This window comes from Pseudomonas sp. XS1P51 (assembly GCF_054897845.1).
On the sequence record NZ_CM142707.1, the window covers coordinates 1,766,607 to 1,791,938 of the forward strand.

A 25,332-nucleotide genomic window follows, 5' to 3' on the forward strand; every position below is an offset into this window, starting at 1 on the left:
CCTCATTGCCATGATCGATGATAAGCACCCAGGGTGGTCTGGCTGCCCTCGGACAAACCGGCCAGCACCTGACGCCATTCCTCCTTGACCCGAAAACTGCCCGGCGCACCACGATGGGCGTCCAGTGCTGCGCGCCAGACCCGGGTGACTTGTTCAACATAGGCCGGGCTGCGTTGGCGGCCCTCGATTTTTACCGCTTCGACGCCGATGGCGGTCAATTCCGGCAGCAAGTCCAGGGTGTCGAGGCTGGTGGGTTCTTCCAGTGCGTGAAAGCGTTTGCCATCGACGAGGAAACGGCCTTTGCACAAGGTCGGGTAGCCGGCCGGTTCGTCAGGGGTGTAGCGGTCGATCAGCACTTCACTGAGCCGCGCGCTCAAACCGTCGGCGTCCTCGCTCCAGCGCACGGCCTTGGCCGGCGAACAGACACCGCACAGGTTCGGCGACTCGCCGGTGATGTAGGAAGACAGGTGGCAGCGCCCTTCGGCCATGATGCACAGACTGCCGAAACCAAACACTTCGATGGGCACCGGGCTGCTGGCGGCGACCTGGCGCACCTGCGCCAACGACAACACCCGTGGCAGCACCGCACGACGAATACCGTAGCGCTGCGCATAAAACTCCAGCGCCGCGGCGTGGGTCGCCGAGCCCTGCACCGACAGATGCAACGCCAGTTGCGGATGCCGCTGGCTGGCGTAGTTGAGCACCCCGGGGTCGGCGGCGATCAGCGCGTCCACGCCAAAATCGGCGGCACGATCCACCGCCCGTTGCCAGCGTTTCCAGCCCTTGGGTTGCGGGTACGTGTTGACCGCGACGTAGAGTTTGCGCTGATGCAGGCGGATGTGAGCGACGGCGGCGTCGAACTGTTTGTCGTCCATGTTCAGCCCCGCGAAATGCCGGGCGTTGGTGTCATCGCGAAAGCCGACATAAACGGCATCAGCGCCTTGGCGAACCGCCGCCTTAAGCGCAGGCAGGTTCCCTGCCGGGCAGACCAGTTGCATGGGTAATCCTCATGAAAAAACGCGTCTGGACCGTCGTCTGATGCCCATGACGCGAGGGTCCGGAGCCATCGAAAAAGGCGCTGCCAGTCTAGCGAGACCGGCAGGCACTGCCTTGACGGCAATCAATTGCCCTCACTGCATCAGGTCGGCGAAGGACAGGAACATCACGTTGTCGTGCTTGAGCACTTGCTGCTCGCACTCGATCACTGCGAGGCCATCGGCCCAGCAGGCAGCGGTCAGCATCGCCGAGCTCTGTTGAGGATGCAGTTCCACACTCAACTGCCCGTCAGCGCCGGGCGTCAGTTTCGCGCGCAAGTACTGTCGACGCTTGTTGCGTTGCAACCAGTCGAACCCGGCGGGTACCGCCAACGGCACCGGCAGCACGTCAGTCACGCCCTGGGCTCTGAGCAGGAACGGACGCACCACCACCAACGCGGTAATCAGCGCTGCCGAAGGATTACCCGGCATGCCGATCCAGGGTTTGCCGGCCACCTCGCCAAAGGCCAGCGGCTTGCCGGGCTGAATGGCCAGGCGCCAGAAATCCAGGCTGCCCAGTTCCTCGATCGCCTGTTTGAGGTGATCTTCCTCACCGACCGAGACGCCGCCGGAACTCAACAGCAGGTCGCATTCCGAAGAAGCCAGGCTCAAGGCATGCCGGCTGGCCGCCAACTCATCGGCCATGACGCCATAGTCATGCACCTCGACGCCCCAGCCGCTCAACAACGCAGCGAGGCAATAACGATTGCTGTTGTAAATCTGCCCGGGCGCCAACGGATCGCCCGGGTCACGCAGTTCATTGCCGCTGCTGAGCAAGCACACCTGCAACGGTCGATAGACCTCGACCCGCGCGATGCCCGCGCCCGCCAGCAATCCCACTTCTTGTGCGCGCAGGCGCTTGCCGGCCTTGAGCAACAACTGGCCCCGGCGAATCTCCTCGCCCTCCTTGCGCACGTGGTCACCCTCATTCACGAGCGGTAACCAGACACGCTCACCGTCGATGCGACAGCGCTCTTGTGGCACCACCGTATCGGCGCCCGGCGGCAATGGCGCGCCAGTAAAAATCTGCACCGCCTGCTGCGCGAGCAAGGGTGAGGACGCCTGATCCCCTGCCGCGATTCGCCCGCCAATCGCCAGCCAGCCACCTTCCGCTGGCAGGTCAGCGGCCCTGAAGGCATAACCGTCCATGGCACTGTTGTCCCAGGCCGGCAGGTTCACCGGGGATTGAATGTCCACCGCCAAAACCCGCCCCAAGGCTTGATCCAGGCCGATCTTTTGCACCAGGGGCGGCGGCGGTGCCTGATCCAGCAGGCGACTGATGGCATCGTCCACGGGCATCAGGTGACCGAGGTCGCATACCCGGCCGGTCATGAGCGCGTCTCGCAGGCGTCAATGACCCGCTGCGCTTGCGGTTTCAGGTGCGGGGCGAAATTGCACGGGCCGGTGCGACTGTCCAGTTGTTCGATCAGGATTTTGTTCCAGGCAGTCCGACAGGCACCCGGTGAACCGGGTACGCAGCACACCAGCACGCCGTTGCTCATGCCGGCCAATGCCCGGGACTGCAGGCTGGACATGCCGATGTCCTCCAGAGACACCTGGCGGAACAATTCGCCAAAGCCTTCCACGTGTTTGTCCAGCAATGGCAGGACGGCCTGCGGCGTGTTGTCGCGAGCGGTGAAACCGGTGCCGCCGGTCATCAAGACGACTTGCACCTTGGGATCGGCGATCCACCGGGAGACGGTGGCGCGGACCTGATAAATGTCGTCCTTCACCAGATCACGATCGATCAATACATGCCCGGCGGTTTGCAGCAAATCCGTCAGGGTCTGTCCCGAGGTGTCGGTGTCAAAGGTGCGCGTATCGCTGATGGTCAGCACGGCGATGTTCAGGGGTTCAAACGTGCGTTGCGCCAGATGGGCCATATCCCAGCCTCCTGTAGATGAGGGTATGGGCCAAAGCCTGAACCGGAATGGCGAGCGAGCCTATTCCTCCAAGGAGGTACCTCGTCGGGGCATACTGTCGGGCACAAAACCTGTGGGAGCGAGCCTACTCGCGAAGGCGGTGTGTCAGGCCCATTAGTTGCGACTGACACACCACCTTCGCGAGCAGGCACGCTCCCACACTGTTCTTCATCGCTCAAGGTGCCAGGCGGCTGCGTTTCCACAGACCATCGTGCAAGCGGTAATCGAGGCGGTCATGCAAGCGGTCGGCGCGGCCCTGCCAGAACTCCAGACGCTCGGGGTGCAGGCAGTAGCCGCCCCAGTGTTCGGGTCGCGATACGGTCTGGCCGACGAAGCGCTTGGTGGTTTCAGCCAGCAGCGATTCAAGCGCTGCCCGACTGGCCAACGAACGGCTTTGCGGTGAGGCCCAGGCCCCCAGCCGACTGGCCAGGGAGCGGGAATCGAAGTACGCATCCGACAACGCCGGATCGAGCCGGGACACCCGCCCTTCAATACGCACCTGACGCTCCAGCCCCGGCCAGAAAAAGGTCATGGCGGCAAAGGGATTGGCGGCCAGCTGCTGACCCTTGTCGCTCTGGTAATTGCCGAAAAAAGTAAACCCGTCATCGCTCAACCCCTTGAGCAGCAGCACCCGGCAGTGCGGCCGCCCTTCGCTGTCGACAGTGGCCAACACCATGCTATTGGCCTCGACAGGCGCGCACTCGGTGTCGCGGGCCTGCTGCATCCATTGCCGGAACATCGCCAGCGGATCGTCCAGCGCAGCCTCATCTTGCAGGCCGTTGAGGGTGTAGTTGCGGCGCATCTGGGCCAGGGACAGGGGCATGACGGTGATCTCCGGAGGGTTTCACGCAGTGTGCGAGGCACTGCGTAACGCCACCTTGATCACCATCAACACTGTCGCCTACTTGAGGCGCAGACGCCGCGCCAGTTTGTGCAGGTTGCTGGGGTCGACTTCGAGAATCCGCGCGGCGCTCGCCCAGTTTTCCCCGGACAGGCTCAGGGCCTGGAGGATTTTTTTGCGCTGGTAATCGTCGACGGCCTCGCCCAGGGGCTGGAACGGCAGATCCGACGTCACATCCTCGGACGGCTCGACGGCGGTCTCCGGTGTTCCCGTCGCACTGTCGAGATCGAGAATTTCCGGCTCCAGCGTCATGATCAACGTGCGACTGGTGCCGCGGCTGAGCTGCTTCAACGCGGCTCGACTGATCACGTGCTCCAGCTCACGCACGTTGCCCGGCCAGGTATACGTCAGCAGCGCGCGTTCGGCCGCCGGCGACAGGCGTAAACCGCGCAGGCCGAGCCGCGCCCGATTGAGTTCAAGGAAATGCCCGGCCAGCATCAACACATCGTTACCGCGTTCGCGCAGGGCCGGAATCGGCACCGGGTACACCGAGAGCCGGTGATACAGATCGGCCCGAAACAAGCCATCGCGGATGCTGTCCGGCAGGTGCCGGTTGGTCGCGGCAATGATGCGCACATCGACGTGCAACGGCTTGTCGGCGCCGAGGCGCTGGATCTCGCCGTTCTGCAGGGTACGCAACAGTTTCGCCTGCACGCTCAATGGCAACTCGCCGACTTCATCGAGAAACAGCGTGCCACCGTTGGCGGCATCGAACCGCCCGGCACGATCACTGGTGGCGCCGGAAAAGGCGCCTTTGACATGGCCGAACAATTCACTTTCTGCCAGCGACTCAGGCAAGGCCGCGCAGTTGACCTGGATCAGCGGTTTGTGACTACGCCGTGAAAGACGATGCAAGCGCCGGGCGAACAGCTCTTTGCCGACGCCGGTCTCACCCAGCAGCAACACCGGCAGATCAGAGTCGGCCAGGACGTCCAGCTCATTGAGCAACTGGTGCAACACCTCGCTCTGCCCGAGGATCTCGCCCTCCTCGACCGGCATTCGCAAATCCTGCGGATCGCTGCGGGACAACCGCAAACTGCGGTTTTCCTGTTCCAGGCGAGTGACCCGCACCGCGGCTTCGATCTGCAAGGTACAGCGCTTGAGTTCCTCTCGCGCACGGCTGTCGAAGGTCCCGGCGTGCAACGCATCGAGGGTGATCGCGCCCCAGATCCGGCCCTCGACATACAGGCTCACGCCCATGCAGTCATGCACCGGCAGCGGTTCGCCGACGTGGTTGTCGAGCAGGCCATCGTAAGGGTCCGGCAGGCGACTGTCGGGCTCGAACCAGACCGGTTCGCGCGACGCCATGATCGCCGCCAGCCGCGGATGCTGGGCGATGACGAACCGGCGCCCCAACGCTTCATGCACCAGCCCCACCGTCGCCACCGGCCTCAGGCTGTCGTCATCCAGACGCAGTAAGCCTACCGCGCCACTGTTGAAGTATTCGCGCAGGGTCTGGACCAATCGTTGAAACCGCACGGCATTGGGCAACTCGACAATCAGGTCGGCCGCCAGGCTTTCACGCAGCATGGTAGTAATTACCCTCTATGGTTGGATTCACCCTAAAGCGTCAGGGTGCCTATCACCACAAATAAAAATTAATCTATATTTATCAATCAGTTAAATATGGCATGCCGGATGCAATGAGCCTGGGGAACCGTTGAAACCCAAACAAGGAACCCTGATGAGCCAGACCCTACTGGAACAAAGCCTCGGCCAACTGGCCTGCGACATTCCCGGTGCCACCCGGATCTTTCACACCTTCAAACTGGACTTCTGTTGCGGCGGGCATAAAAGCCTGCGTGAAGCGGCCCTTGGCAAGGACCTCGATCCACTGCTGATTGCCGATGCCCTGCACACGCTGCAAGACGCCGGTGAAAACCAGCACGACTGGCGCAACGAACCTTCCGAGGCGTTGATTGCCCACCTCCTGGCGCGCTACCACGCCCGCCACCGCGAGCAACTGCCGGAACTGATCCGTCTGGCCCGCCGCGTCGAGCAGGTGCACGGTGCGCGCAGCAGCTGCCCCAACGGCCTGGCCGACCTGCTGACCGACATGCAGCAGGAACTCGAAGGCCACATGCTCAAGGAAGAACAAGTACTCTTCCCGATGCTGCAACAGGGCATCGGCCCCCAGGCCGCTCCGCCGATTCAGGTGCTGCGATTCGAACATGATCAACATGGCGAAGCGCTGGAAAAGATGCTCGCCCTGACCAACCACATCATCCCGCCGGCCGATGCCTGTAACACCTGGCGCGCGCTCTATCGCGGGTTGCTGGAATTCAAGGACGACCTGATGCAACACATCCATCTGGAAAACAACGTGTTGTTCATCAACGCCCTGAACCCTCGCCACTGATCAATTGCCAGCGACACACGCTTTCGCGAGCAGGCTCGCTCCCACAGGGCACGGAATTCCAATGTGGGAGCCTGCTCGCGAATGGCGCCATCACGGATTTACGGGTTTTCCAGCGTGATCAACCGTGCCAATAGAACATGGCCTTGGCCAGGATCACGATCAACACCATGTGCCCGAGGATGCTGCGACGAATCCACGCGGCGCGGGTCGTGGTCAGCCGCGCGCTTTTCAGCCAATACGCCAGCAGCAAGTAATGACCGATGATGCTCAGGGCCAGGATGATCTTCAGGCTCAGCAACGTGCCAAAGCTGCTGGCCAGCGGCTGGCTCAATACGCCCCGGTGTTGCCACGCCAACGCCATACCGGCGCCGTACAGCAGCAACACCACGCCGTGCAACACCTTGCGCGATCGCACCGCAATCGCCTGATCCGCCGTCCCTTGCGCGGTATCCGCCAACTGCTGGCGTGCGCGATACCAAATCACCACCTCGAAAAACAGCGTGCCGATGAAGGCGATTGCCGCCAGCAAATGCGTAACCAGTAGAAAGGGATACATCAGCGGCCACCTCCATCGATTCGCCTGTTCATCCCGGATGACCGTCCACCCGGGCCCGCAGCAGCATCGGCCCATAGCGCCAGGCGTACAGCGCGAACGCCAACGCCCAGCACACACCGGCCAGCCACAACGCGGGCAACGGGAAGAACAGGACCAACACGACCCGGCTCAGGCACGCCAGGTTGAGCAAAATGAACGCCAGGGTCATGCCCGACGGCGGCTCCAGCGCACGGCCGGTATGCCCGAGGCTGACCCGGGCAATCATCGCCAGCACCAGGCCGCCCATGGCACCGATCGTCAGGCAATGCACCGCCAGGCTCGGATTGATCGGCACACCGAAATGCCACAGCGCCATCCCCAGGCAAGCCACCGCCAGCCAGCCATAAGCCAGGTGCAACGACCACAACAACGGCACACGCCAGAGCGCACGGTCATGCCAGCGCACCAGCCTAATCAGATGCCCGGCGCCCAGCACCGCGAACAATAAGCCTACCCAGACATTGGCGTTGAGCGCGGGACCGGCGGCATATAACAGCGCCACCAGGGGCGAGCCGATCAGCAGCAGCCAATCCAACCACGGCCACGCGGCAACGCCGTCAACCCGACCGAGGCCGCGCTGAGTGAAAAACGGAATGACGCGCCCGCCGATCAGCCCCATCATCGCCGCCACCAGCCAGATACCGGTCAGCACACCCTGGCGCTGCCAGCCTTCATGACCTTCGACCAGGCCGTACAGGGACAACCCGTCGGCCGCGGCCAACAGCAGCAGGACCACCGCAATCGGGTAGTTACGTTTCTGCCGCACCTTCCACAGCGTGAAGCCCATGAGCGCCGCCACCGCCAGCGGGAACGCCAATTCCAGTACCGCGAGCACCGGCCACGGTGCATTGACCAGCCAGGCCACCCGGGCCAACAACCACAGCAGCGCCAGGGCAGCCAACGGTTTACCGCTGAGGCCGGGGCGACCGGTCCAGGTCTGCACGGCTGTCAGCAGGAAGCCCGCGATAATCGCCAGTCCAAACCCGAACAACAGTTCATGGCGATGCCAACCCAGCCAACCGCCGGCCGGCTGCCAGTCGGCTATCGAGCCGCTGAAAGCCGCCAGCCACAACGGAATGGCCAATACGGCCAGGAGGCAGCCAGCGAGGAAAAACGGCCGAAAGGCCAGACGTAACAACGGTGGGATCGCCATCGCTTTACGGTGGTCAAGCACTTGCATAAAGCCACTCCTTTACCTTGTTGCTGACCTGGCGCCAACCTGCGCGCGCCCAGGTAAATCCGAGGTCAATCATCGGGCATTGCCGATCAATTGCCTTTGTCGCAGATCAAGTGTGCAAGGGCCGTGCCCCCGCTACCCGATGGCCCCCTGTGGCGAGGGGCTTGTCGGACCGCCGCACCGCCCCGTTCGGCTGCGAAGCAGTCGTAAAACCGGCTAATGCGTTCTATCTGACACACCGCGGATACCGGTTTCGGGAGTGCTTCGCCCTCCAGCGGGGGCAAGCCCCCTCGCCACAAGGTGATCGGCTCAGGGTAGAAATGACCATTTTAGGGTTGTTTATACCCTGTTCATGCGGGTCTTTTTTACCCTGCCGCCTGAAAGACCCAATAAACAAAGGCCTCCAGGCATGGCCCGTGTCTTGCTCATGCCTCTGAAAATCGTAAAAACCTCGATCCCGGGAGTCCTCATGAAAAAAGTCATCCAGCCACTGGCCTGGTTTGTGGTGTTGACCTCCGTCCTGGCATTGGCCAGCGGCGTTTCCCTGGGCCTCGTCTGACTTGATCGCCAGCCCTCCTCAACCTTCAGGATGAATTCCCATGGTGCTTCATCGCGTCCATCACCAGATTCTGCGCAGTCATCATTTGTTCGAGCCGTTGAACGAAGAACAGCTGGATGAATTGATGAGTACCAGCCACTTGCTGAGCATCGACAAAGGCGAGCCATTGTTCCGTCAAGGCGAGCCGGCCGATTCGTTCTATTTCGTGATTGCCGGCGCGGTGAAGATCTACCGCCTGACACCCGATGGGCAGGAGAAAGTGTTCGAGGTCATCAGCGACCGGCAAACCTTCGCCGAAGCGATGATGCTGATGGACACTCCGAACTATGTCGCGTCGGCCGAAGCGATCTGCCCCACCCAGCTCTACCGGCTCTCCAACAGCACCTACATGCGCCTGCTGCAAAGCAACAGCCGGCTGACGTTTGCGCTGCTGGGCAAGCTCTGCGTGCGCTTGCATCAACGGGTCAACGAAATCGAAACCCTGTCACTGAAAAACGCCACCCACCGGGTCGTGCGTTATCTGCTGACGCAACTGGTGCGCCAGCAAACCACTGACAGCCAATTCGAGCTGCCGATGGCCAAGCAACTGATTGCCGGGCATCTGTCGATCCAGCCGGAAACCTTTTCGCGGATTATCCGCCGCTTGATCGATGAAAAAATCATCACCCAGGACGGCCGTCTGATCGCCATTCTGGATCGTCTGCGCCTGGAACAGTTTGAGTGAACAGCATGCCCGTCTGCCTGTATTGCCAACACGCCAACCCATCACCAGAGACCGAGTGCCGCCAATGCGGCATGCCCCTGCCGGCACTGGCCGAACGCGCCGGGGAACGTCGGCAGCGTCGATTCATGTGGTTCTGCATCGGCCTGACGATCTTTTGCGTGACGATGTTTTTCTGGCTGCCGCGCAGCATTTCCTGAATCCCGCACACACCCCTGTAGCCGCTGCCGAGCCTGCGAGGCTGCGTTCGGCTGCGAAGCAGTCGTAAACCCTGTGCCCACGGTATTCCTGAAACACCGCGGTGAATGGTTTTACGACTGCTGCGCAGCCGAACGCAGCCTCGCAGGCTCGGCAGCTGCTACAAGGGACGGTCAAGGAGATCAAGGCTGGGTCAACTGGCGATACAACTGCGGTAACCGCAGGGGTAGTTGTTCGGGCTGGCGGATCAAGGTGTAGCCATTGGCACCGAACATGTACGGCAGGTAATCCCCGGCCTCGCGGTCAATCGTGATACAGAACGGCGTCAACCCTTGGCGCCGCGCCTCCAGCACCGCCTCGCGGGTGTCTTCCACACCGTAGCGGCCCTCATACAGATCCAGATCATTCGGTTTGCCATCCGTCAGCAGCAGCAACAACTTGCTACGCCGCTTGCTGCCACCCAGCAGTTTGGTGGCCTGGCGGATGGCGGCGCCCATGCGCGTGTAATAACCCGGTTTGAGCCCCTGGATGCGGCCTCGGGTGGTGTCGTCATAACGCTGCTTGAAGGACTTGAGTTCCTGCATGCGCACCTGCTGGCGGCGCAGCGAGGAAAATCCGTACAAGGCGAAATCATCGCCGAGCACCGACAGGGTTTCGCCGAACAGCAGCAGGCTGTCGCGGATGACGTCTATGACCCGATGCTCATCGTTCAGGTGGGCGTCGGTGGACATCGACACATCGGCCAGCAACAGGCACGCCAGGTCTCGACGGGTCTGCCGTTGTTCCATGAACAAACCCCGCTCAGCACACTGGCCATGCTCGCGCTCTACGTGAAAATCCAGCCAGGCCTGCATGTCCAGCTCTGAACCCTGGGGTTGCTGGCGTAGCCACTGACGGTCATTGCGCAGGTGCTCGAACTGGCGCCGCAAGCGATGCGCCGAAGCCTTCAGCCGTGACGGCAGCGGTTGAGCCTCGCAGTCCCGGGGCACCATCATTTGCAGATTGACGAAGCGGTCCTGCATCTGTTGTTTGCGGTAGTCCCACTCCGGCAACTTGATGCCCTCGCCGAGGGGAATATCGTCGACATCGGCCGGTGGCAAATCCAGGTGCAACTTGAGGCCACCGCCCTTGCGCAGACGGGTGCGCGACAGGGTCAGTTCGTCCAGGTCATCGGCGACCCTGGCAGCATCCGGATCCTCGCTATCGTCCGACCAGCGATCCAGGTCCACGTGTTCGGTCCAGCTGAACAGGTTCTCCAGGCGTACCACCAACAGCCCGCCATCACGGCTGTTTTCATCGATCCGTGTGGCGCGTTTGCGCCCGCCTTTCTGTTCGCCGGGTGGCGTGGTCAGCGACTCTTCGGATTCGTCGCCCAGATCGGCAACCTGCGGGCTGGCGAGGTTTTGCGGCGGGTACAACCACAGCGGTAGCGGCCACGCGGCCCGTTCGCTACGGGGAAAATGTTCGACACTGCCCGGCTCGCGCAACGCCTGGCATAACGCCCGCTCCAGTGCGGCTTCGCTGCTGTTCAACGAGGCTGGATCGGGGCGCAATTGCAGATGGGCATCGACCAGGCGTTTATACCGGGCGCGCAACGCGGGGTAGCGCCGCAACAGCTGTTGCGTCCAGCGCTGGTTGTCCCGACCCCAGTGACGCATCTGCCCGGACTGTGCCGCCAGCAACGCGAGCCAACGATAGAGTTCCTCGTTCAGAGCGACTTCAGGAAACACTGCGAGGCTCGACGGCAAACGAAGGTTAGCCTCGTCGCACCACGCCAACGGCACTTGTTTGCAGGTGCCGGCGATCTGCTGCAACACGTTGCGTCGCAACAGCAGATCGCGATCGCTGGCGGCTTCCACGCCGATGCCATTGGCGCCGCCCATGGCGCGAAACAACAGCGCCAACGGACGTTGCTGGCTGGCCAGCTCGACACGCGCCTCGGGGAAATCCGGGCTGGCGCGCCGGGTGATGAAGCGGTGCCAGACACTGCCTACCCATTCTTCCAGTTCGACGGTAAAGGCCATGGTATTTGCCCTTTTTGTAAACCAAAAAAACGGCCCGCTGTCTCAGCCGGGCCGACCTTTTCTAGCCGTTACGCAGGCTCATGAAGGGACAACGGCAGCCGGGGCGCGCGACGCTGCGCGGCCACGTTGCTTGAAGCTGAGCAGGTAACAGAGCAGCCCGGCGAAGAACCCGAGGCCGGCACCCAGACGGGCCCAGAACAGCACCTGCAGATGTTCGACCGTGGCCATGAACGGCAACGCGATCCCGTCCGCCTGCCAGCGTTGTAGGTAGACCTGCACGACACCGGCCGCAGTGAGGAACAGCGTGATCATCACCATCGACAGGGTCATCAACCAGAAGCCCCAGATTTCGAAGGTCTGCGAACGCTCGTCAGCGGCTTCACCCAGCCCGCGCAAACGCGGCATGGCGTAGCTGATCAAGGTCATCACGATCATTGCGTAAGCACCGTAGAAGGCCAGGTGACCGTGAGCGGCCGTCAGTTGCGAACCGTGGGTGTAGAAGTTGACCGGTGCCAGGGTGTGCAGGAAACCCCAGACGCCCGCACCGAAGAACGCTGTGACCGTGGTGCCCTTGGCCCACAGCGTGGCGGCGCGGTTCGGGTGTTGCCGGCGACGGTTCTTCACCATGCTGAAAGCGAAGATCACCATGGCCAGGAACGGCAGCGGTTCGAGCGCGGAGAAGATCGAGCCGACCCACAACCAGACCTCGGGGGCACCGATCCAGAAGAAGTGGTGACCAGTACCGATGATCCCGGTAATCAGCGCCATGGCGATGATCACGTAGAGCCATTTTTCCACGACCTCGCGGTCGACCCCGGTGATCTTGATCAGCACGAAGGCCAGCATCGACCCCATGATCAGTTCCCACACGCCTTCGACCCAAAGATGCACCACCCACCACCAGTAGAACTTGTCGCGGGCCAGGTTGCCGGGGTTGTAGAAGGAGAACAGGAAGAACACCGCAAGCCCGATCAACCCGGTCATCATCACCATGCTGACGGTGGTCTTGCGACCTTTGAGCAGGGTCATGCCGATGTTGTAGAGGAAGCCCAGGCACACCACCACAATGCCCATCTTGGTGATGGTCGGCTGCTCCAGGAACTCCCGACCCATCGTCGGCAGCAGCTCGTTGTGGGTCAGCTTGGCCAGGCCGGCATAAGGCACCAGCAGGTAACCGAGGATCGTCAGCACACCCGCAGCGGCGAACACCCAGAACAGGATGATCGCCAGTTTAGGGCTGTGCAGTTCGCGGTCGGCCTCTTCCGGAATCAAGTAGTAGGCGGCGCCCATGAAGCCGAACAGCAGCCAGACGATCAGCAGGTTGGTGTGCACCATCCGCGCCACGTTGAAGGGAATGATCGGGAACAGAAAGTCTCCGATCACGTATTGCAGGCCCATGATCAAACCGAACAGCACCTGACCGAGAAACAGGATCAGGGCAAACACGAAGTACGGTTTGGCCACGGCTTGCGAGGCGAATTTCAGATGCGGATTAGCAATGCTCATCGCTTAGCCCTCCTTGTTTGGCGGCCAGCCATTGGTGTTGATTTTCGAGCTCCACTTGAGGAACTCGGCGATGTCATCCACCTCCTGGTCACTCAACTTGAACTGGGGCATCGCGCGCCGGCCCGGTACGCCCAGCGGCTGCATTTTCATCCAGGCATGCAGGAAAGGTTTGAAGCCCTCCTCCCCGCCGCGCCGCTGGAACACGTTGCCCAGTTCAGGCGCGAAGTAGGCGCCCTCACCCAGTAGCGTGTGGCAGCCGATGCAGTTGTTTTGCTCCCAGACCGTCTTGCCGCGAATCACTGATTCGGTTAACTGCGCTTCATTGCTGCGCACGGGAAAGGTCTGTTCCGTGTGATAGGTCAAGGCCAGGAATATCAGGAAGAAGAAGATGCTTCCCCCGAAGTAGATATTCCTGGCCATGCCTTTGGTGAAGGTCTCTGACATGGTCGCTTCCTCTTTGCTTGGCCCGTCCATGATAGGAAGCGAAGGGTTGAAACCTGCTTGATGGCGATCAAGAAACTCCGATGGTTTTGCTCAGGTATAGATCGTATGGCTGACGAAGATCGAATGTGGGAGCGAGCCTGCTCGCGATAGCGGTCTGACAGTCAATGAAGATGTTGAATGTTATGGCCCCTTCGCGAGCAGGCTCGCTCCCACATTAGGGTTGCGCTGTTTTACAGACTGCAATCCTTCAGCGGAACGACATCAGTGTCATCCCGACCACTGCCGCCAACACCAGCGCCCAGCTCACCATCAACCGGCGCCACAGTCGCGGCGCATGGCGCAGCTCCATGAAGCCATCGGTGATCAGCCAGGCCTTGCCGACCGCCACCAGCAAAATGGCCACGGACAGCAGCCATGTCGCGCCGGACTGCGCCAGCGCTACCGTGCACACGCTTAACTCGGCCAGCGCGGCCCAGCACACGAGCAGAAGCCTGGAAGCGGACATCGGAACCCCCGTCAATTCAGAACGTAGACCAGCGGAAACAGCACGACCCAGATCAGATCGACCATGTGCCAATACAACACGCCGGATTCAAATCCGCTGCGGTTGCCGGCGTCGTACAGGCCACGACGGCAACGCTCGGCCAGCCATCCAAGAATGACCATGCCGAGCAATACGTGAAGAAAATGGAAACCGGTGAGGATCCAGTACAGCGTGAAAAATGTGTTGTGTTCCATGCCCAGCCCCGAGGCCAGCAAGTGTCGGTACTCAGTGAGCTTCAACACCACGTAGACACTGGCGGCGAGCAACGCGGCCAGCAGGTAGACCGCACCGTAGCGAGGCCGCGAGCGCCTGACTTGTTCTTGCGCCAGGGCAGCGAACAGCCCGGCGGTGAGCAGGCTCAGGGTCATCGCCAGGCCAGTGGACGTATTGAGTAACAGACGGCTTTCGACGAACAGCTGCGGTTTGATCGCCTGGGTCACGGCGAACGCCAGAATCAGGATGGCGAACACCGACAGCTCGGCCAGGATGAAAAACCACATCGCCAGATCGCCCGGCAAGTGGCCCGGCGCAACGCGTCTGGACTCAGCCGAAGTGGACATCAACCACGTCCATCAGCGCGGCGACGGTCAGCGGATCATCGCTCAGCGGCTCGGCCAGGCAAGCCATGCACGCCTCACGCGGGCTCATGCCGGAGCGGATCATGCGCGCGGTGAAAATCAGCAGACGTGTGGAGGCGACTTCTTCCAGGTCATGTTGATCGAGCCGACGCAGGGCCTGCCCCAGCCTGACCACTTGCGCCGCCAGCGCGCTGTCCACCTGAGCCTCGCGGGCGACAATGCGCTCTTCATCCGCCACCGGCGGATAACCGAAGCGCATCGCCACGAAGCGTTGCCGGGTGCTGGGTTTCATGCCTTTGAGCAGGTTCTGGTAACCGGGGTTGTATGACACCACCAACATGAATGACGGCGGTGCCTGCAGCACTTCGCCGGTGCGCTCAAGGAACAGCTCACGACGATCATCGGCCAGTGGATGCAGGACCACCACGGTGTCCTGGCGCGCCTCGACCACTTCGTCGAGGTAACAGATGCCGCCTTCGCGCACCGCGCGGGTCAGCGGTCCGTCCTGCCACCAGGTGCCCTGGGCACCGATCAGATGACGGCCGATCAGGTCAGCCGCGCTCAGGTCGTCGTGGCACGCCACGGTGTACAGCGGCAGTTTCAACCGATGGGCCATGTGCTGGACGAAACGGGTCTTGCCACATCCCGTCGGCCCTTTGATCAGCACCGGCATGCCGTGTCGCCAGGCTTGCTCGAACAGCGCCTCCTCATTATTGAGCGGTTGGTAGAAGGGTTCGGCGTTGTGTTCGCGAGACTGGCTACGGTCCATGGGGCACCTGATTCAACAGCGGGGTTGAGGAACACGCTACGGGCCCCTGCGACAACCTGGCAAGTGACATGGCCGGCAAACTTGATCGCCGTCAAGCGAGCATTGGCCTGCTCGGGCATAGCCTTGCAGCGCACTAAGAACCTGCGTTCTGCGCTGCCCTTTCAGCACATCGCAAAGGTCTTGCCTGAGGAGAAATGGAATGCTGATCAGCAATAGAAAAACGTTTGCTCTGACTGTCGCCACCCTGTGTTCGACGCTGGCCCTTGCGGTGACTCATGCGGCCAGCGCCGACGAGCCCACCGCTGCCGCGGCCAACCCGCCCATGGTCAAAACCGCCGGTGCTCCGGACATGAGCCAGGCCGAGTTCGACTCATCCAAGGAAATCTACTTCCAGCGCTGCGCCGGCTGCCACGGCGTTCTGCGCAAAGGGGCGACGGGCAAACCACTGACGCCAGACATCACCCAGTCCCGCGGGCAACCGTTCCTGGAGGCGCTGATTACCTACGGTTCACCGGCAGGCATGCCGAACTGGGGAACGTCCAATGCGCTGACCAAGGATCAGATCACGGTCATGGCCAAGTTCATTCAGCACACGCCGCCGACACCACCGGAATGGGGCATGGCCGAGACGCTGAAAACCTGGAAAGTGCTGGTCAAGCCCGAGGATCGTCCGAAGAAGCAACTGAGCAAACTCAACCTGCCCAACCTGTTTTCGGTGACGTTGCGCGATGACGGCAAGATTGCCCTGATCGACGGTGACAGCAAGAAAATCGTCAAGCTGATCGAAACAGGTTACGCGGTGCACATTTCGCGTATTTCCGCCTCGGGCCGCTACCTGCTGGTGATTGGCCGGGACGCGCGGATCGACATGATCGACCTGTGGCCAGTGGAGCCGACCAAGGTTGCCGAAGTCAAAGTGGGCATCGAAGCACGCTCGGTGGAGACCTCCAAGTTCAAGGGCTACGAAGACAAGTACACCATCGCCGGTTCCTATTGGCCGCCGCAGTTCACCATCATGGATGGCGAAACCCTGGAGCCGAAGCAGATCGTCTCGACCCGCGGCATGACCGTCGACAAGCAGGAATATCACCCTGAGCCCCGGGTCGCGGCGATCATCGCTTCCCACGAATGGCCGGAGTTCATCGTCAACGTCAAGGAAACCGGCAAGGTCATGCTGGTCAATTACCAGGACATCAAGAACCTCACCGTCACCTACATCGATGCCGCGCCGTTCCTGCATGACGGCGGTTGGGACAGTACCCACCGCTACTTCATGACCGCCGCCAACAACTCCAACAAGGTCGCCGTGATCGACTCCAAGGAGCGCAAGTTGACCGCGCTGGTGGACGTCGGCAAAACCCCGCACCCGGGGCGCGGCGCCAACTTCAACCACCCGACCTACGGGCCGGTCTGGGCCACCAGCCACCTGGGTGATGACGGCATCTCGCTGATCGGCACCGACCCGGTCAAACACCCGCAATACGCCTGGAAACAGGTCACCTCGATCAAGGGCCAGGGCGGCGGATCGCTGTTCATCAAGACCCACCCCAACTCCCGTCACCTGTATGTCGACACCACCCTCAACCCCGACGCAAAACTCAGTCAGTCGGTGGCGGTGTTCAACATCGACAAGCTCGACGCCGGCTACACCGTGCTGCCCATTGCCGAGTACGCAGGCATCAAGCAAGGGGCCATGCGCGTGGTGCAACCGGAATACAACAAGGCTGGCGATGAAGTCTGGTTCTCCGTGTGGAGCGGCCAGGCCGACGAATCGGCGCTGGTGGTGATCGACGACAAAACACTGAAGCTCAAGTCAGTCATCAAGGACAAACGACTGATCACACCCACCGGGAAATTCAACGTCTACAACACCCAACACGACATCTATTGAGCTCCATCAATGCAAGGAAACACCATGAAAAATACTCTGTTTTCACTGTTCGCCCTGACCGCTGCGCTGAGTGTGCAGCCGGCCATGGCCCAAGACGCGCTGGAGCTGTTCAAGAGCAAACCCTGCGCGGCCTGCCACTCCATCGACACCAAGCTGGTCGGCCCGGCGCTCAAGGATGTAGCGGCCAAGAATGCAGGCGTGGCCGGGGCCGTGGACACCCTGGCAGGCCACATCAAGAACGGCACGCAAGGCAACTGGGGGCCGATGCCGATGCCGGCAAACCCGGTGACTGACGAAGAAGCAAAAATCCTCGCGACCTGGGTCCTCACACTCAAGTAACCACCTGGAGGGCGTCATGATGGTGTATCGACACGCTGTGATTGTGGCGGCCCTCCTCCTCATTTGCGCAACCTCGGTTGCCGCGCCGGACGCCCAGCGTCAGGCACAACTCGAACACCTGCTGGCCCAGGACTGCGGCGCCTGCCATGGGCTGCACATGACCGGCGGACTGGGTCCCGAGCTGACTCGCACGGCGCTGGCCGGCAAGTCCAGGGACAGCCTGATTGCCACCGTCACCCAGGGCCGGCCCGGCACCGCGATGCCCGGTTGGGCCCCGCTACTGAGCACCGGCGACATCCGCTGGCTGGTCGACCTTCTTCTCCAGGGATACCCCGCACCATGATCCGTTCAATCCTGCTGTCAGCGGCGACCGGGCTGTTGTTGTCTGCGTGCGCCCAGCCGCCGTTGCGTGGCACCGGCGATCTCGGCGTGGTGGTGGAGCGCGCCACTGGCAGCCTGCAAATCATCGAAAGCGACACCCGTACCGCGCTGGCCCGACTCGAAGGTTTGGGCGACTTGTCCCATGCCTCGGTGGTGTTCTCCCGTGACCAGCGTTACGCCTATGTGTTCGGCCGCGACGGCGGGCTGAGCAAGATCGACCTGCTGACCCAACGCATCGACCATCGGGTGATCCAGGGCGGCAACAGCATCGGCGGCGCCATCAGTCAGGACGGCAAGCTGATTGCGGTTTCGAACTACGTGCCGGGTGGGGTCAAGGTCTTCGATGCGCAAACCCTGCAACTGGTGGCCGACATTCCCGCCACCCCCCTGACCGATGGCACCAAGCGCTCCCGGGTGGTCGGCCTGGTCGACGCGCCCGGGCAACGTTTTGTGTTCAGCCTGTTCGATACCGACGAGATCTGGACTGCCGATTTCAGCCAGGGCACCGCCCCGCAGATCAGCCGTTTCACAAACATCGGCCAGCAACCCTACGACGCGCTGATTACCCCGGATGGCCGCTACTACATGGCCGGGCTGTTCGGCGAAGACGGCATGGCGCAACTTGACCTCTGGCATCCGGAGCGCGGGGTGCAACGAGTGCTCGGCGATTACGGACGCGGCCAGGCCAAACTGCCCGTGTACAAGATGCCGCATCTTGAGGGCTGGGCTGTCGCCGACAATCAGGCCTTCGTTCCCGCTGTCGGTCGCCATCAAGTACTGGTGATGGATTCGCGTACGTGGAAGCAGACCGCTGCGATCCCGGTGGCCGGCCAACCGGTGTTTGTCACGTCGCGGCCGGACGGTCGGCAACTGTGGGTCAACTTCGCCTACCCGGACAACGACCGGGTTCAGGTGATCGACACCGAAACCCACGCCGTGGTCGCCGATCTGCGACCGGGCCCGGCCGTTCTGCACATGGAATTCACCGCGCGCGGTGACCAGTTGTGGCTGTCGTTACGCGATGGCGATCAGGTTCAGGTCTGGGACCCGTACCGCTTGAAACAGCTGAGCACCCTGCCCGCCACCGCGCCGAGCGGCATCTTCTTCAGCAGCCGCGCGCAAAAAGTGGGGTATTGAAATGAACCTCGACCTGCTCAGCCGCCAACTGATCGACCGCTTCCAGCATGGCATGCCGCTATGCCCGGAACCGTACAAGGAGATGGCGCGGATTCTCGGTTGCCGCGAGTCGCAATTGATGGCTTGCCTGCAAGAAATGGATCAGGCCGGCACCCTCTCACGGATCGGCCCGGTGTTCGAACACAGTCGCGCCGGGACCAGCACCCTCGCCGCCCTCGCCGTGCCCGCCGAACGCCTGCAACAGGTCGCCGAGCGCGTGAGCCAATACCCCGAGGTCAATCACAACTATGCGCGGGAGCACTTCTACAACCTGTGGTTTGTGCTGACCGGCCCTGATCGCCCCCACATCGAACGGGTTCTCAAGGAGCTTGAGGACGACACCGGCCTCATGCCGCTGGACCTGCCGATGTTGAGCGCTTACCGCATCGACCTCGGCTTTGCCCTGGGAGAAAGCCCATGACCCCGTCATTGAGCGCCAAACAGGCGCTGGCCCTGCGTCGGCACCTGGAAGGCGGATTGCCGCGGGTAGCGCGCCCCTATCAGGCCCTCGCCGAACGGATCTACGCCAACGAAAACCAGGTGCTGGCGCAAATGCACCAGTGGCACGCGCAAGGGCTGTTCCGTCGGGTCGGCCTGGTGCTCAACCACCGAGCGTTGGGTTTTACCGCCAACGCCATGCTGGTGCTGGATATTCCGGACGCGCTGATCGACGAAGTCGGCCAGCGCCTCGGACGGGCGCCCGGCATCAACCTCTGCTATCAACGGCCGCGACGTTTGCCGCAGTGGCGCTACAACCTGTTCTGCATGGTTCACGGGCGTCAACGTGATCAGGTCGAGGCGCAGATTCAGGCGCTGCTGGAAGAACACCTGCTGAGCGACCTGCCCCATCAACTGCTGTTCAGCACCCACGCCTTCAAACAGTGCGGCGGGCGCTTTGCCCCCCCACCATCAGGAGCACCCTCCCATGGATGACCTCGACCGTCGGCTGATCAACCGCTTGCAGCTGGGCCTGCCGCTGGTGCGCCATCCCTGGAAGGTGCTGGCCGCCGAACTGGAAAGCAGCAGCAGCGAACTGCTCGATCGCCTCCACGCACTGCTGGAAGACGGCGTGCTCACGCGCTTCGGGCCGATGTTCGACATCGAGCGGCTGGGCGGCGCCTTCACCCTCGCGGCGCTGGCCGTGCCGGAAGAACGCTTTGAAGACGTCGCCGGGCAACTGCATGCCCTGCCTGAAGTAGCGCACAACTATCGACGCGAACACGACTGGAACATGTGGTTCGTGCTCGGCTGTGCCACTGAACAAGCCCTGAGCGACGCCTTGCAGCGCATCGAAACCCTGACCGGCCTGCCGCTGCTCAACCTGCCCAAAGAGGAGACCTACCATGTCGGTCTGTATTTCCCGGTCTGAAGACACCCTGGCCCACCGTCTGATCGAGCTGACCCAGGCCGGTCTGCCGTTGCTGGACGACCCTTGGGCCTGGCTCGCCGAACAGCTGGAGCTGAGTGTCGAATCCACCCTGGATCTATTGAAACGATTGCAGGCCGAGGGCGCGATCCGGCGCATCGCCGCCGTCCCCAACCACTATCGCCTGGGCTATCGCTACAACGGCATGACGGTCTGGGATGTGCGCGACACGGACATGCAGCGCCTCGGCGCGCTGATCGGCGCGCAGCCCTTCGTCAGCCATTGCTATCGACGCCCGCGCCGAGCGGACTGGCGCTACAACCTGTTTGCCATGGTCCATGGTCGCAGCAGCGAGGAAATCGACAGCTACCGCGAGCACCTGCGCTATTTGCTGGGCGATGCCTGTGTCGCCGACGAGATGTTGGTGAGCAGCCGCATCCTGAAAAAAACCGGTTTGCGCCTGCCCCACGCCTCGCACTGAACACGCGCCAACTCAAGGAGAGTTGCATGTTGAGGATCAGCCAATACCTGCGCGCACTGGCCGGCCAGGCCCCTGCCCCCAGAACCAGTCCACCGGGCAGCAACCGGCCGCCGGTGGTGATCTGGAACTTGCTTCGGCGCTGCAACCTGACTTGCAAACACTGCTACGCCACGTCAGCCGACAGCGTCTTTCGCGATGAACTGGATACGCCCGCCGCACTCACCGTGATCGATGACCTGCACGATGCAGGGGTGAAGGTGCTGATTCTTTCCGGCGGTGAACCCTTGTTGCGCGACGATCTGTTCGTGCTCAGTGCCTATGCCCGAACCAAGGGTTTCTTTGTCGCCTTGTCCACCAACGGCACGCTGATCGACGAGCAGAACATCACGCAGATCCGCGCGGCGAATTTCGACTATGTCGGCATCAGCATCGATGGCATGGAAGCCACCCATGACGCCTTCCGCCAACTGAAGGGCAGTTTTGCCAGCTCGATGCGGGCGATCCGGCTCTGTCGCGAACAGGGGATTCGCGTCGGCCTGCGCACCACCCTGACCCAGGAGAACCATCAACAGTTACCCCAATTACTGGCGCTGATGCGCGAATACGACGTGCAAAAGTTTTACCTGTCGCACCTCAACTACAGCGGTCGCGGCAAACGCAGCCGCAAGCTCGATGCCCGGCAACAGATGAGCCGCGAGGCGATGACGCTGATTTTCGAACAGGCCTGGGAAGACATCCAACGCGGCCGCGACAGCGATTTCGTCAGCGGCAACAACGATGCCGACGCGGTTCTCCTGCTGCAATGGGTGGGCCTGCATCTCCCCGAACATTACCCGCGCCTGGAACACATGCTTCGCGCCTGGGGTGGCAACGCTTCGGGCAGCGGCATCGCCAATATCGACAACACCGGTGAAGTGCACCCGGACACCTATTGGTGGCAGCACTCGGTGGGCAACGTGCGGCACACGCCGTTTCGCACGCTGTGGCTGGACCGGCCGGACGCCTTATTGCAGCAGCTGCGTGCGCATCCACGCGCCGTCGGTGGCCGCTGCGGCCAATGCCGCTGGTTGAACATCTGCAACGGCAATACCCGAACCCGCGCCTGGGCCGAAGGCGATCTGTGGGGACAGGACCCCGGTTGCCACCTCAGCGATGAAGAAATCGGCGTGCCGCCGATAACGACCATTCCTTGCATCACACACTGAATTGCCCGTCCGGCCAACCACCTGACAAAGGCTGGGGCCGGTCAACCTGATGAAGCACCAAGGACGTCCCATGCCTCCATCGATTGCTATACCGGCAACACTTGAGTCCCCGTTCAGACCGGGCGAAGTCGCCCTGGTCGGCGCCGGCCCCGGCGATCCCCGCCTGCTGACCCTGCGCGCCTGGAGCCTGTTGATGCAGGCCGACGCCGTGGTCTACGACCGCCTGATCAGCCCGGAGCTGCTGACGCTGATCCCGCTCACCTGCGCCCGGCATTACGTCGGCAAGGCCAGCGGCTGCCACAGTCTGCCCCAGGAACAGATCAACGAATTGCTCGCCGACCTCGCCGATCAAGGACAGCGCGTGGTCCGGCTCAAGGGTGGCGACCCGTTCATTTTTGGTCGCGGTGCCGAGGAACTGCAGTACCTGCTGCAACGCAATATCGACTGCCAAGTGGTCCCCGGCATTACTGCCGCGTCCGGGTGCAGCGCTTACGCCGGCATCCCGCTGACTCACCGGGATCTGGTCAACTCCTGTCGATTCATCACCGGCCACCTGCAACACGATGGCGAGTTGAAACTGCCCTGGAGCGATCTGGCCGACAGTAGCCAGACACTGGTGTTTTATATGGGCTTATCGAATCTGGGGATCATCGCCCAGCGCCTGATCGAAGCCGGGATGGCCGCCGACACACCGGCGGCGCTGATCAGCAACGGCACGCGGCCCGACCAGCACGTTGCCCGTGGCCTGCTGCACCAGCTACCGACCCTGGCGCTGGATTGCCCGCCAGGCATTCCGACGTTGACGGTGATCGGCAAGGTGGTCGATCTGTTCGCTGCGCAACAAATGGAATACCCGGCGCGCTTTTACCCCGTTCAGGCGCTGCAACGCCACGGCAAGGTGGCGCTATGAAGCGCGGGCTGCTTGTCCCGTTGTTATGGGTCGGTGCGGTGCATGCTGGCGCTGCGGTTCCAGCACTTGAACACGCCGCCAATAACTACCAACAGCATTGCCAAAGCTGCCATGGCGCCAACCGTTTTGGCGGTACTGGCCCCGCGCTGCTGCCTGAGAGTCTGAGCCGGATCAAACCCGACGAAATCCGCAGCGTGATCCAGAACGGTCGTCCCGCGAGCCAGATGGCCGGGTTTGCCAACGTACTTAACCCGGTGCAGATCGACGCGCTGGTGAGCTACCTGCAGCAACCGCCCGCCACCCCGCCGACCTGGAACAACGACGACATTCGTGGCAGTCACTCGATACTCGCGGACGTCAGCAAGCTGCCAGCCACGCCCCAGCATGGCGCTGATCCGCTGAACCTGTTCGTGGTGGTGGAAGCCGGCGATCACCACATCAACATCCTCGACGGCGATCGTTTCGAGGTGCTGGCACGGTTCACCTCGCACTTTGCGGTGCATGGCGGGCCGAAGTTTTCGCCGGACGGGCGCTTCGTCTATGTCGCCTCGCGCGATGGCTGGGTCAGCCTGTACGACCTGCACAACCTGAAGCTGATCGCCGAGGTCCGCGCCGGGCTCAATACCCGCAACCTGGCGGTGAGCAAAGATGGGCGATGGGTGCTGGTGGGCAACTACCTGCCGGGCAACCTGGTGGTGCTCGATGCCCGCAATCTGTCTCTGGTCAAGAGCATCCCCACGATCGGCCAGAACGGCACCGCGTCACGGGTCAGCGCGGTGTACACCGCCCCGCCACGGGACAGTTTCATCGTGGCGCTCAAGGACGTGAAGGAAGTCTGGGAGCTGTCGAGTGCCCGCACGCCGGATTTCGAACCGCGACGGATCCATGCCGAGGATGTGCTGGACGACTTTTCCTTTTCACCGGACTACAAGCAACTGTTGGCCACGTCGCGCAAGGCCAAGGGTGGGCAGGTGATCGACCTCGACAGTGGCAAGGTGGTCACCGACATACCGCTGCCGGGCATGCCGCACCTGGGGTCCGGGACCTATTGGAAGCGCAACGGTCAGTGGGTGTTCGCCACGCCGAACATCAGCAAGGGGCTGATCTCGGTCATCGACTTCAAGACCTGGAAGTTGATCAAGGAAATTCCGACCCTGGGGCCGGGTTTTTTCATGCGCAGTCACGTTAACTCGCGGTATGCGTGGACTGACGTGTTCTTCGGGCCGGACAACGATGCGATCCACCTGATCGACAAACAGACCCTGGAAATCGCCCACACTTTGCGCCCGATGCCCGGCAAGACGGCCGCCCATGTTGAGTTCACTCGTGATGGCCGTTACCTGCTGCTGAGTATTTGGGCCAGCGATGGCGCGCTGATTGTTTATGACAGTAATACGCTTGAGGAGGTTAAGCGCATTCCGATGAACAAGCCGTCGGGCAAGTACAACGTTGGGAACAAGATTGAGTTTGCTGAAGGGACTTCGCACTAGGTCTTGTGTGTATATCCGGTTCTTCGGTAACGGCCGCTGGCGGTTTCGCTCTTACAGCGAGTCACTTGGAAAAGCCCCAAGTAACCAAGGGCTCTTGCCCCTGACGTCCGGTGCCTCGCCCAGGCTCGCCATGCCCTCGCTCCGGCCTCTCGAGGGGGCGTGCACCTCAAAAGCTCCGCGAGGCGGCCTATCGACCGGCCTGTCACTTCAAGCGTACGTGTTCCCCCTGTGGGAGCGAGCCTGCTCGCGATGGGCGTCAACGATAACGCGTGCGGTCTGAATGAACGCGGTGTCTGGACGTTTTTCGCGAGCAGGCTCGCTCCCACAGGTTCAACGCAGTTCTGGCTCTGGCTATTGATCTTGCTTTGGCTGTTGATCTTGCTTTGGCTGTTGATCTTGCTTTTGATCTTGATCTGCCCCGTCGGAAGGCCGAGTGGAGGTTCTGCACAGTGGGCTACCGCGGCAAGGATGGCCGATGGCGGCGGGCCCACGGAGCAGGACCGGAGCGAGGGCATGCCGAGCCTGGGCGAGGCACTGGACGTCAGGGGCGAGAGCGTTTGGTTACTTGGCGCTTTTCCAAGTGACCCGCTGTAAGAGCGGAACCCTAAGTGGCCGTTACCGCAGCAACGGATATGTACCCCCTCAGAAACTCGGCTGACACACAACGAAGCAGTCGCAAAACAGCAGACTGCGGTGTGACTGAACCATCATGGTGGGGCGATCCTGAGAGGGGCTGCTTCGCAACCCAACGGGGGCATGCCC

The 25,332-nt window shown here is 62.1% G+C and carries 27 protein-coding genes; 14 read left to right on the forward strand and 13 right to left on the reverse strand.

What is annotated here, in order from left to right; genetic code table 11:
• Positions 1 to 2: 2 nt before the first annotated feature.
• The 5 genes from ubiU to norR form a co-directional block, all read right to left on the reverse strand.
• Positions 3 to 998: a ubiquinone anaerobic biosynthesis protein UbiU gene (gene ubiU / locus ACYZUD_RS08085; protein ID WP_462023469.1), complete on the reverse strand. Its 996-nt coding sequence runs from the start codon at positions 996 to 998 to the stop codon at positions 3 to 5.
• Positions 999 to 1,130: 132 nt separating this feature from the next.
• On the reverse strand, positions 1,131 to 2,366 hold the full coding sequence (locus tag ACYZUD_RS08090; RefSeq protein WP_462023470.1) for a molybdopterin molybdotransferase MoeA: 1,236 nt from the start codon (positions 2,364 to 2,366) through the stop codon (positions 1,131 to 1,133).
• Positions 2,363 to 2,917 carry a molybdenum cofactor biosynthesis protein B gene (gene moaB / locus ACYZUD_RS08095; protein WP_462023471.1) on the reverse strand — a complete coding sequence of 185 codons (555 nt, stop codon included), beginning with the start codon at positions 2,915 to 2,917 and terminating at the stop codon, positions 2,363 to 2,365. The genes ACYZUD_RS08090 and moaB overlap by 4 nt, the downstream gene beginning before the upstream one ends.
• 214 nt (positions 2,918 to 3,131) lie before the next feature.
• Positions 3,132 to 3,779, reverse strand: coding sequence for a pyridoxamine 5'-phosphate oxidase (gene pdxH / locus ACYZUD_RS08100; RefSeq protein ID WP_462023472.1), 648 nt, complete (start codon positions 3,777 to 3,779; stop codon positions 3,132 to 3,134).
• Positions 3,780 to 3,857: 78 nt separating this feature from the next.
• A complete protein-coding gene (gene norR, locus ACYZUD_RS08105; RefSeq protein WP_462023473.1) occupies positions 3,858 to 5,387 on the reverse strand; it encodes a nitric oxide reductase transcriptional regulator NorR in 1,530 nt (509 codons plus the stop codon).
• A gap of 154 nt (positions 5,388 to 5,541) precedes the next feature.
• Here norR and ytfE point away from each other — a divergent pair, with 154 nt between their 5' ends.
• Positions 5,542 to 6,216, forward strand: a complete 675-nt coding sequence (ytfE, locus tag ACYZUD_RS08110; RefSeq protein ID WP_462023474.1) for an iron-sulfur cluster repair protein YtfE — start codon at positions 5,542 to 5,544, stop codon at positions 6,214 to 6,216.
• A 118-nt stretch (positions 6,217 to 6,334) separates the two neighbouring features.
• On the opposite strand, the gene ACYZUD_RS08115 is transcribed toward ytfE, so the two are convergent.
• Both ACYZUD_RS08115 and ACYZUD_RS08120 read right to left on the reverse strand, forming a co-directional pair.
• Positions 6,335 to 6,772, reverse strand: a complete 438-nt coding sequence (locus ACYZUD_RS08115; RefSeq protein ID WP_462023475.1) for a CopD family copper resistance protein — start codon at positions 6,770 to 6,772, stop codon at positions 6,335 to 6,337.
• 28 nt (positions 6,773 to 6,800) lie between these two features.
• Positions 6,801 to 7,991 carry an NnrS family protein gene (locus ACYZUD_RS08120; RefSeq protein WP_462023476.1) on the reverse strand — a complete coding sequence of 397 codons (1,191 nt, stop codon included), beginning with the start codon at positions 7,989 to 7,991 and terminating at the stop codon, positions 6,801 to 6,803.
• A gap of 596 nt (positions 7,992 to 8,587) precedes the next feature.
• On the opposite strand from ACYZUD_RS08120, the gene ACYZUD_RS08125 reads away from it, so the two are divergent.
• Positions 8,588 to 9,271 carry a Crp/Fnr family transcriptional regulator gene (locus tag ACYZUD_RS08125; RefSeq protein ID WP_462023477.1) on the forward strand — a complete coding sequence of 228 codons (684 nt, stop codon included), beginning with the start codon at positions 8,588 to 8,590 and terminating at the stop codon, positions 9,269 to 9,271.
• A 5-nt stretch (positions 9,272 to 9,276) separates the two neighbouring features.
• Positions 9,277 to 9,468 carry a protein DnrP gene (locus ACYZUD_RS08130; RefSeq protein ID WP_462025203.1) on the forward strand — a complete coding sequence of 64 codons (192 nt, stop codon included), beginning with the start codon at positions 9,277 to 9,279 and terminating at the stop codon, positions 9,466 to 9,468.
• 180 nt (positions 9,469 to 9,648) lie between these two features.
• Here ACYZUD_RS08130 and ACYZUD_RS08135 read toward each other — a convergent pair whose 3' ends face one another.
• From ACYZUD_RS08135 to ACYZUD_RS08160, 6 genes are all read right to left on the reverse strand, one after another.
• Positions 9,649 to 11,490: a nitric oxide reductase activation protein NorD gene (locus tag ACYZUD_RS08135; protein WP_462023478.1), complete on the reverse strand. Its 1,842-nt coding sequence runs from the start codon at positions 11,488 to 11,490 to the stop codon at positions 9,649 to 9,651.
• A 78-nt stretch (positions 11,491 to 11,568) separates the two neighbouring features.
• Positions 11,569 to 12,996 (reverse strand): cbb3-type cytochrome c oxidase subunit I, encoded by a 1,428-nt coding sequence (locus ACYZUD_RS08140; RefSeq protein ID WP_462023479.1) that lies wholly within the window; start codon positions 12,994 to 12,996, stop codon positions 11,569 to 11,571.
• Between the two features lie 3 nt (positions 12,997 to 12,999).
• Complete coding sequence (locus ACYZUD_RS08145) at positions 13,000 to 13,440, reverse strand: c-type cytochrome (RefSeq protein WP_462023481.1); 441 nt, start codon at positions 13,438 to 13,440, stop codon at positions 13,000 to 13,002.
• Between the two features lie 247 nt (positions 13,441 to 13,687).
• Positions 13,688 to 13,945: a cytochrome C oxidase subunit IV family protein gene (locus tag ACYZUD_RS08150; RefSeq protein WP_462023482.1), complete on the reverse strand. Its 258-nt coding sequence runs from the start codon at positions 13,943 to 13,945 to the stop codon at positions 13,688 to 13,690.
• Positions 13,946 to 13,956: 11 nt separating this feature from the next.
• On the reverse strand, positions 13,957 to 14,544 hold the full coding sequence (locus tag ACYZUD_RS08155) for a cytochrome c oxidase subunit 3 (RefSeq protein WP_462023483.1): 588 nt from the start codon (positions 14,542 to 14,544) through the stop codon (positions 13,957 to 13,959).
• A complete protein-coding gene (locus ACYZUD_RS08160; protein WP_462023484.1) occupies positions 14,528 to 15,331 on the reverse strand; it encodes an AAA family ATPase in 804 nt (267 codons plus the stop codon). Before ACYZUD_RS08160 ends, ACYZUD_RS08155 begins: the two co-directional genes overlap by 17 nt.
• A 199-nt stretch (positions 15,332 to 15,530) precedes the next feature.
• Between ACYZUD_RS08160 and ACYZUD_RS08165 the strand changes: the two genes are divergently transcribed.
• From ACYZUD_RS08165 to ACYZUD_RS08215, 11 genes are all read left to right on the forward strand, one after another.
• Positions 15,531 to 17,222 (forward strand): cytochrome D1 domain-containing protein, encoded by a 1,692-nt coding sequence (locus ACYZUD_RS08165; protein WP_462023485.1) that lies wholly within the window; start codon positions 15,531 to 15,533, stop codon positions 17,220 to 17,222.
• Positions 17,223 to 17,246: 24 nt separating this feature from the next.
• Positions 17,247 to 17,561 carry a c-type cytochrome gene (locus tag ACYZUD_RS08170; RefSeq protein ID WP_462023486.1) on the forward strand — a complete coding sequence of 105 codons (315 nt, stop codon included), beginning with the start codon at positions 17,247 to 17,249 and terminating at the stop codon, positions 17,559 to 17,561.
• A 16-nt stretch (positions 17,562 to 17,577) separates the two neighbouring features.
• Positions 17,578 to 17,904: a c-type cytochrome gene (locus ACYZUD_RS08175; RefSeq protein ID WP_462023488.1), complete on the forward strand. Its 327-nt coding sequence runs from the start codon at positions 17,578 to 17,580 to the stop codon at positions 17,902 to 17,904.
• Positions 17,901 to 19,079: a cytochrome D1 domain-containing protein gene (locus tag ACYZUD_RS08180; RefSeq protein ID WP_462023489.1), complete on the forward strand. Its 1,179-nt coding sequence runs from the start codon at positions 17,901 to 17,903 to the stop codon at positions 19,077 to 19,079. Before ACYZUD_RS08175 ends, ACYZUD_RS08180 begins: the two co-directional genes overlap by 4 nt.
• 1 nt (position 19,080) lies before the next feature.
• Positions 19,081 to 19,539: an Lrp/AsnC family transcriptional regulator gene (locus ACYZUD_RS08185; RefSeq protein ID WP_462023490.1), complete on the forward strand. Its 459-nt coding sequence runs from the start codon at positions 19,081 to 19,083 to the stop codon at positions 19,537 to 19,539.
• A complete protein-coding gene (ahbB, locus tag ACYZUD_RS08190) occupies positions 19,536 to 20,051 on the forward strand; it encodes a siroheme decarboxylase subunit beta (protein ID WP_462023491.1) in 516 nt (171 codons plus the stop codon). Before ACYZUD_RS08185 ends, ahbB (ACYZUD_RS08190) begins: the two co-directional genes overlap by 4 nt.
• The gene (locus ACYZUD_RS08195) at positions 20,044 to 20,487 is read left to right on the forward strand and encodes an Lrp/AsnC family transcriptional regulator (protein WP_462023492.1); all 444 of its coding nucleotides are present in this window, start codon (positions 20,044 to 20,046) and stop codon (positions 20,485 to 20,487) included. The genes ahbB (ACYZUD_RS08190) and ACYZUD_RS08195 overlap by 8 nt, the downstream gene beginning before the upstream one ends.
• Positions 20,462 to 20,965, forward strand: coding sequence for a siroheme decarboxylase subunit beta (gene ahbB / locus ACYZUD_RS08200; RefSeq protein WP_462023493.1), 504 nt, complete (start codon positions 20,462 to 20,464; stop codon positions 20,963 to 20,965). Before ACYZUD_RS08195 ends, ahbB (ACYZUD_RS08200) begins: the two co-directional genes overlap by 26 nt.
• 26 nt (positions 20,966 to 20,991) lie before the next feature.
• Positions 20,992 to 22,170 carry a heme d1 biosynthesis radical SAM protein NirJ gene (gene nirJ / locus ACYZUD_RS08205; protein ID WP_462023494.1) on the forward strand — a complete coding sequence of 393 codons (1,179 nt, stop codon included), beginning with the start codon at positions 20,992 to 20,994 and terminating at the stop codon, positions 22,168 to 22,170.
• A 70-nt stretch (positions 22,171 to 22,240) separates the two neighbouring features.
• Positions 22,241 to 23,080, forward strand: a complete 840-nt coding sequence (cobA, locus tag ACYZUD_RS08210; RefSeq protein WP_462023495.1) for a uroporphyrinogen-III C-methyltransferase — start codon at positions 22,241 to 22,243, stop codon at positions 23,078 to 23,080.
• Complete coding sequence (locus ACYZUD_RS08215; RefSeq protein WP_462023496.1) at positions 23,077 to 24,570, forward strand: cytochrome D1 domain-containing protein; 1,494 nt, start codon at positions 23,077 to 23,079, stop codon at positions 24,568 to 24,570. Before cobA ends, ACYZUD_RS08215 begins: the two co-directional genes overlap by 4 nt.
• The last annotated feature ends 762 nt before the right edge of the window (positions 24,571 to 25,332 follow it).

Coding starts and splice junctions, on each gene's coding strand:
- ubiU (WP_462023469.1), bottom strand. CDS start 998: ATGCAACTGGTCTGCCCGGCAGGGAACCTGCCTGCGCTTAAGGCGGCG.
- ACYZUD_RS08090 (WP_462023470.1), bottom strand. CDS start 2,366: ATGACCGGCCGGGTATGCGACCTCGGTCACCTGATGCCCGTGGACGAT.
- moaB (WP_462023471.1), bottom strand. CDS start 2,917: ATGGCCCATCTGGCGCAACGCACGTTTGAACCCCTGAACATCGCCGTG.
- pdxH (WP_462023472.1), bottom strand. CDS start 3,779: ATGCCCCTGTCCCTGGCCCAGATGCGCCGCAACTACACCCTCAACGGC.
- norR (WP_462023473.1), bottom strand. CDS start 5,387: ATGCTGCGTGAAAGCCTGGCGGCCGACCTGATTGTCGAGTTGCCCAAT.
- ytfE (WP_462023474.1), top strand. CDS start 5,542: ATGAGCCAGACCCTACTGGAACAAAGCCTCGGCCAACTGGCCTGCGAC.
- ACYZUD_RS08115 (WP_462023475.1), bottom strand. CDS start 6,772: ATGTATCCCTTTCTACTGGTTACGCATTTGCTGGCGGCAATCGCCTTC.
- ACYZUD_RS08120 (WP_462023476.1), bottom strand. CDS start 7,991: ATGCAAGTGCTTGACCACCGTAAAGCGATGGCGATCCCACCGTTGTTA.
- ACYZUD_RS08125 (WP_462023477.1), top strand. CDS start 8,588: ATGGTGCTTCATCGCGTCCATCACCAGATTCTGCGCAGTCATCATTTG.
- ACYZUD_RS08130 (WP_462025203.1), top strand. CDS start 9,277: ATGCCCGTCTGCCTGTATTGCCAACACGCCAACCCATCACCAGAGACC.
- ACYZUD_RS08135 (WP_462023478.1), bottom strand. CDS start 11,490: ATGGCCTTTACCGTCGAACTGGAAGAATGGGTAGGCAGTGTCTGGCAC.
- ACYZUD_RS08140 (WP_462023479.1), bottom strand. CDS start 12,996: ATGAGCATTGCTAATCCGCATCTGAAATTCGCCTCGCAAGCCGTGGCC.
- ACYZUD_RS08145 (WP_462023481.1), bottom strand. CDS start 13,440: ATGTCAGAGACCTTCACCAAAGGCATGGCCAGGAATATCTACTTCGGG.
- ACYZUD_RS08150 (WP_462023482.1), bottom strand. CDS start 13,945: ATGTCCGCTTCCAGGCTTCTGCTCGTGTGCTGGGCCGCGCTGGCCGAG.
- ACYZUD_RS08155 (WP_462023483.1), bottom strand. CDS start 14,544: ATGTCCACTTCGGCTGAGTCCAGACGCGTTGCGCCGGGCCACTTGCCG.
- ACYZUD_RS08160 (WP_462023484.1), bottom strand. CDS start 15,331: ATGGACCGTAGCCAGTCTCGCGAACACAACGCCGAACCCTTCTACCAA.
- ACYZUD_RS08165 (WP_462023485.1), top strand. CDS start 15,531: ATGCTGATCAGCAATAGAAAAACGTTTGCTCTGACTGTCGCCACCCTG.
- ACYZUD_RS08170 (WP_462023486.1), top strand. CDS start 17,247: ATGAAAAATACTCTGTTTTCACTGTTCGCCCTGACCGCTGCGCTGAGT.
- ACYZUD_RS08175 (WP_462023488.1), top strand. CDS start 17,578: ATGATGGTGTATCGACACGCTGTGATTGTGGCGGCCCTCCTCCTCATT.
- ACYZUD_RS08180 (WP_462023489.1), top strand. CDS start 17,901: ATGATCCGTTCAATCCTGCTGTCAGCGGCGACCGGGCTGTTGTTGTCT.
- ACYZUD_RS08185 (WP_462023490.1), top strand. CDS start 19,081: ATGAACCTCGACCTGCTCAGCCGCCAACTGATCGACCGCTTCCAGCAT.
- ahbB (WP_462023491.1), top strand. CDS start 19,536: ATGACCCCGTCATTGAGCGCCAAACAGGCGCTGGCCCTGCGTCGGCAC.
- ACYZUD_RS08195 (WP_462023492.1), top strand. CDS start 20,044: ATGGATGACCTCGACCGTCGGCTGATCAACCGCTTGCAGCTGGGCCTG.
- ahbB (WP_462023493.1), top strand. CDS start 20,462: ATGTCGGTCTGTATTTCCCGGTCTGAAGACACCCTGGCCCACCGTCTG.
- nirJ (WP_462023494.1), top strand. CDS start 20,992: ATGTTGAGGATCAGCCAATACCTGCGCGCACTGGCCGGCCAGGCCCCT.
- cobA (WP_462023495.1), top strand. CDS start 22,241: ATGCCTCCATCGATTGCTATACCGGCAACACTTGAGTCCCCGTTCAGA.
- ACYZUD_RS08215 (WP_462023496.1), top strand. CDS start 23,077: ATGAAGCGCGGGCTGCTTGTCCCGTTGTTATGGGTCGGTGCGGTGCAT.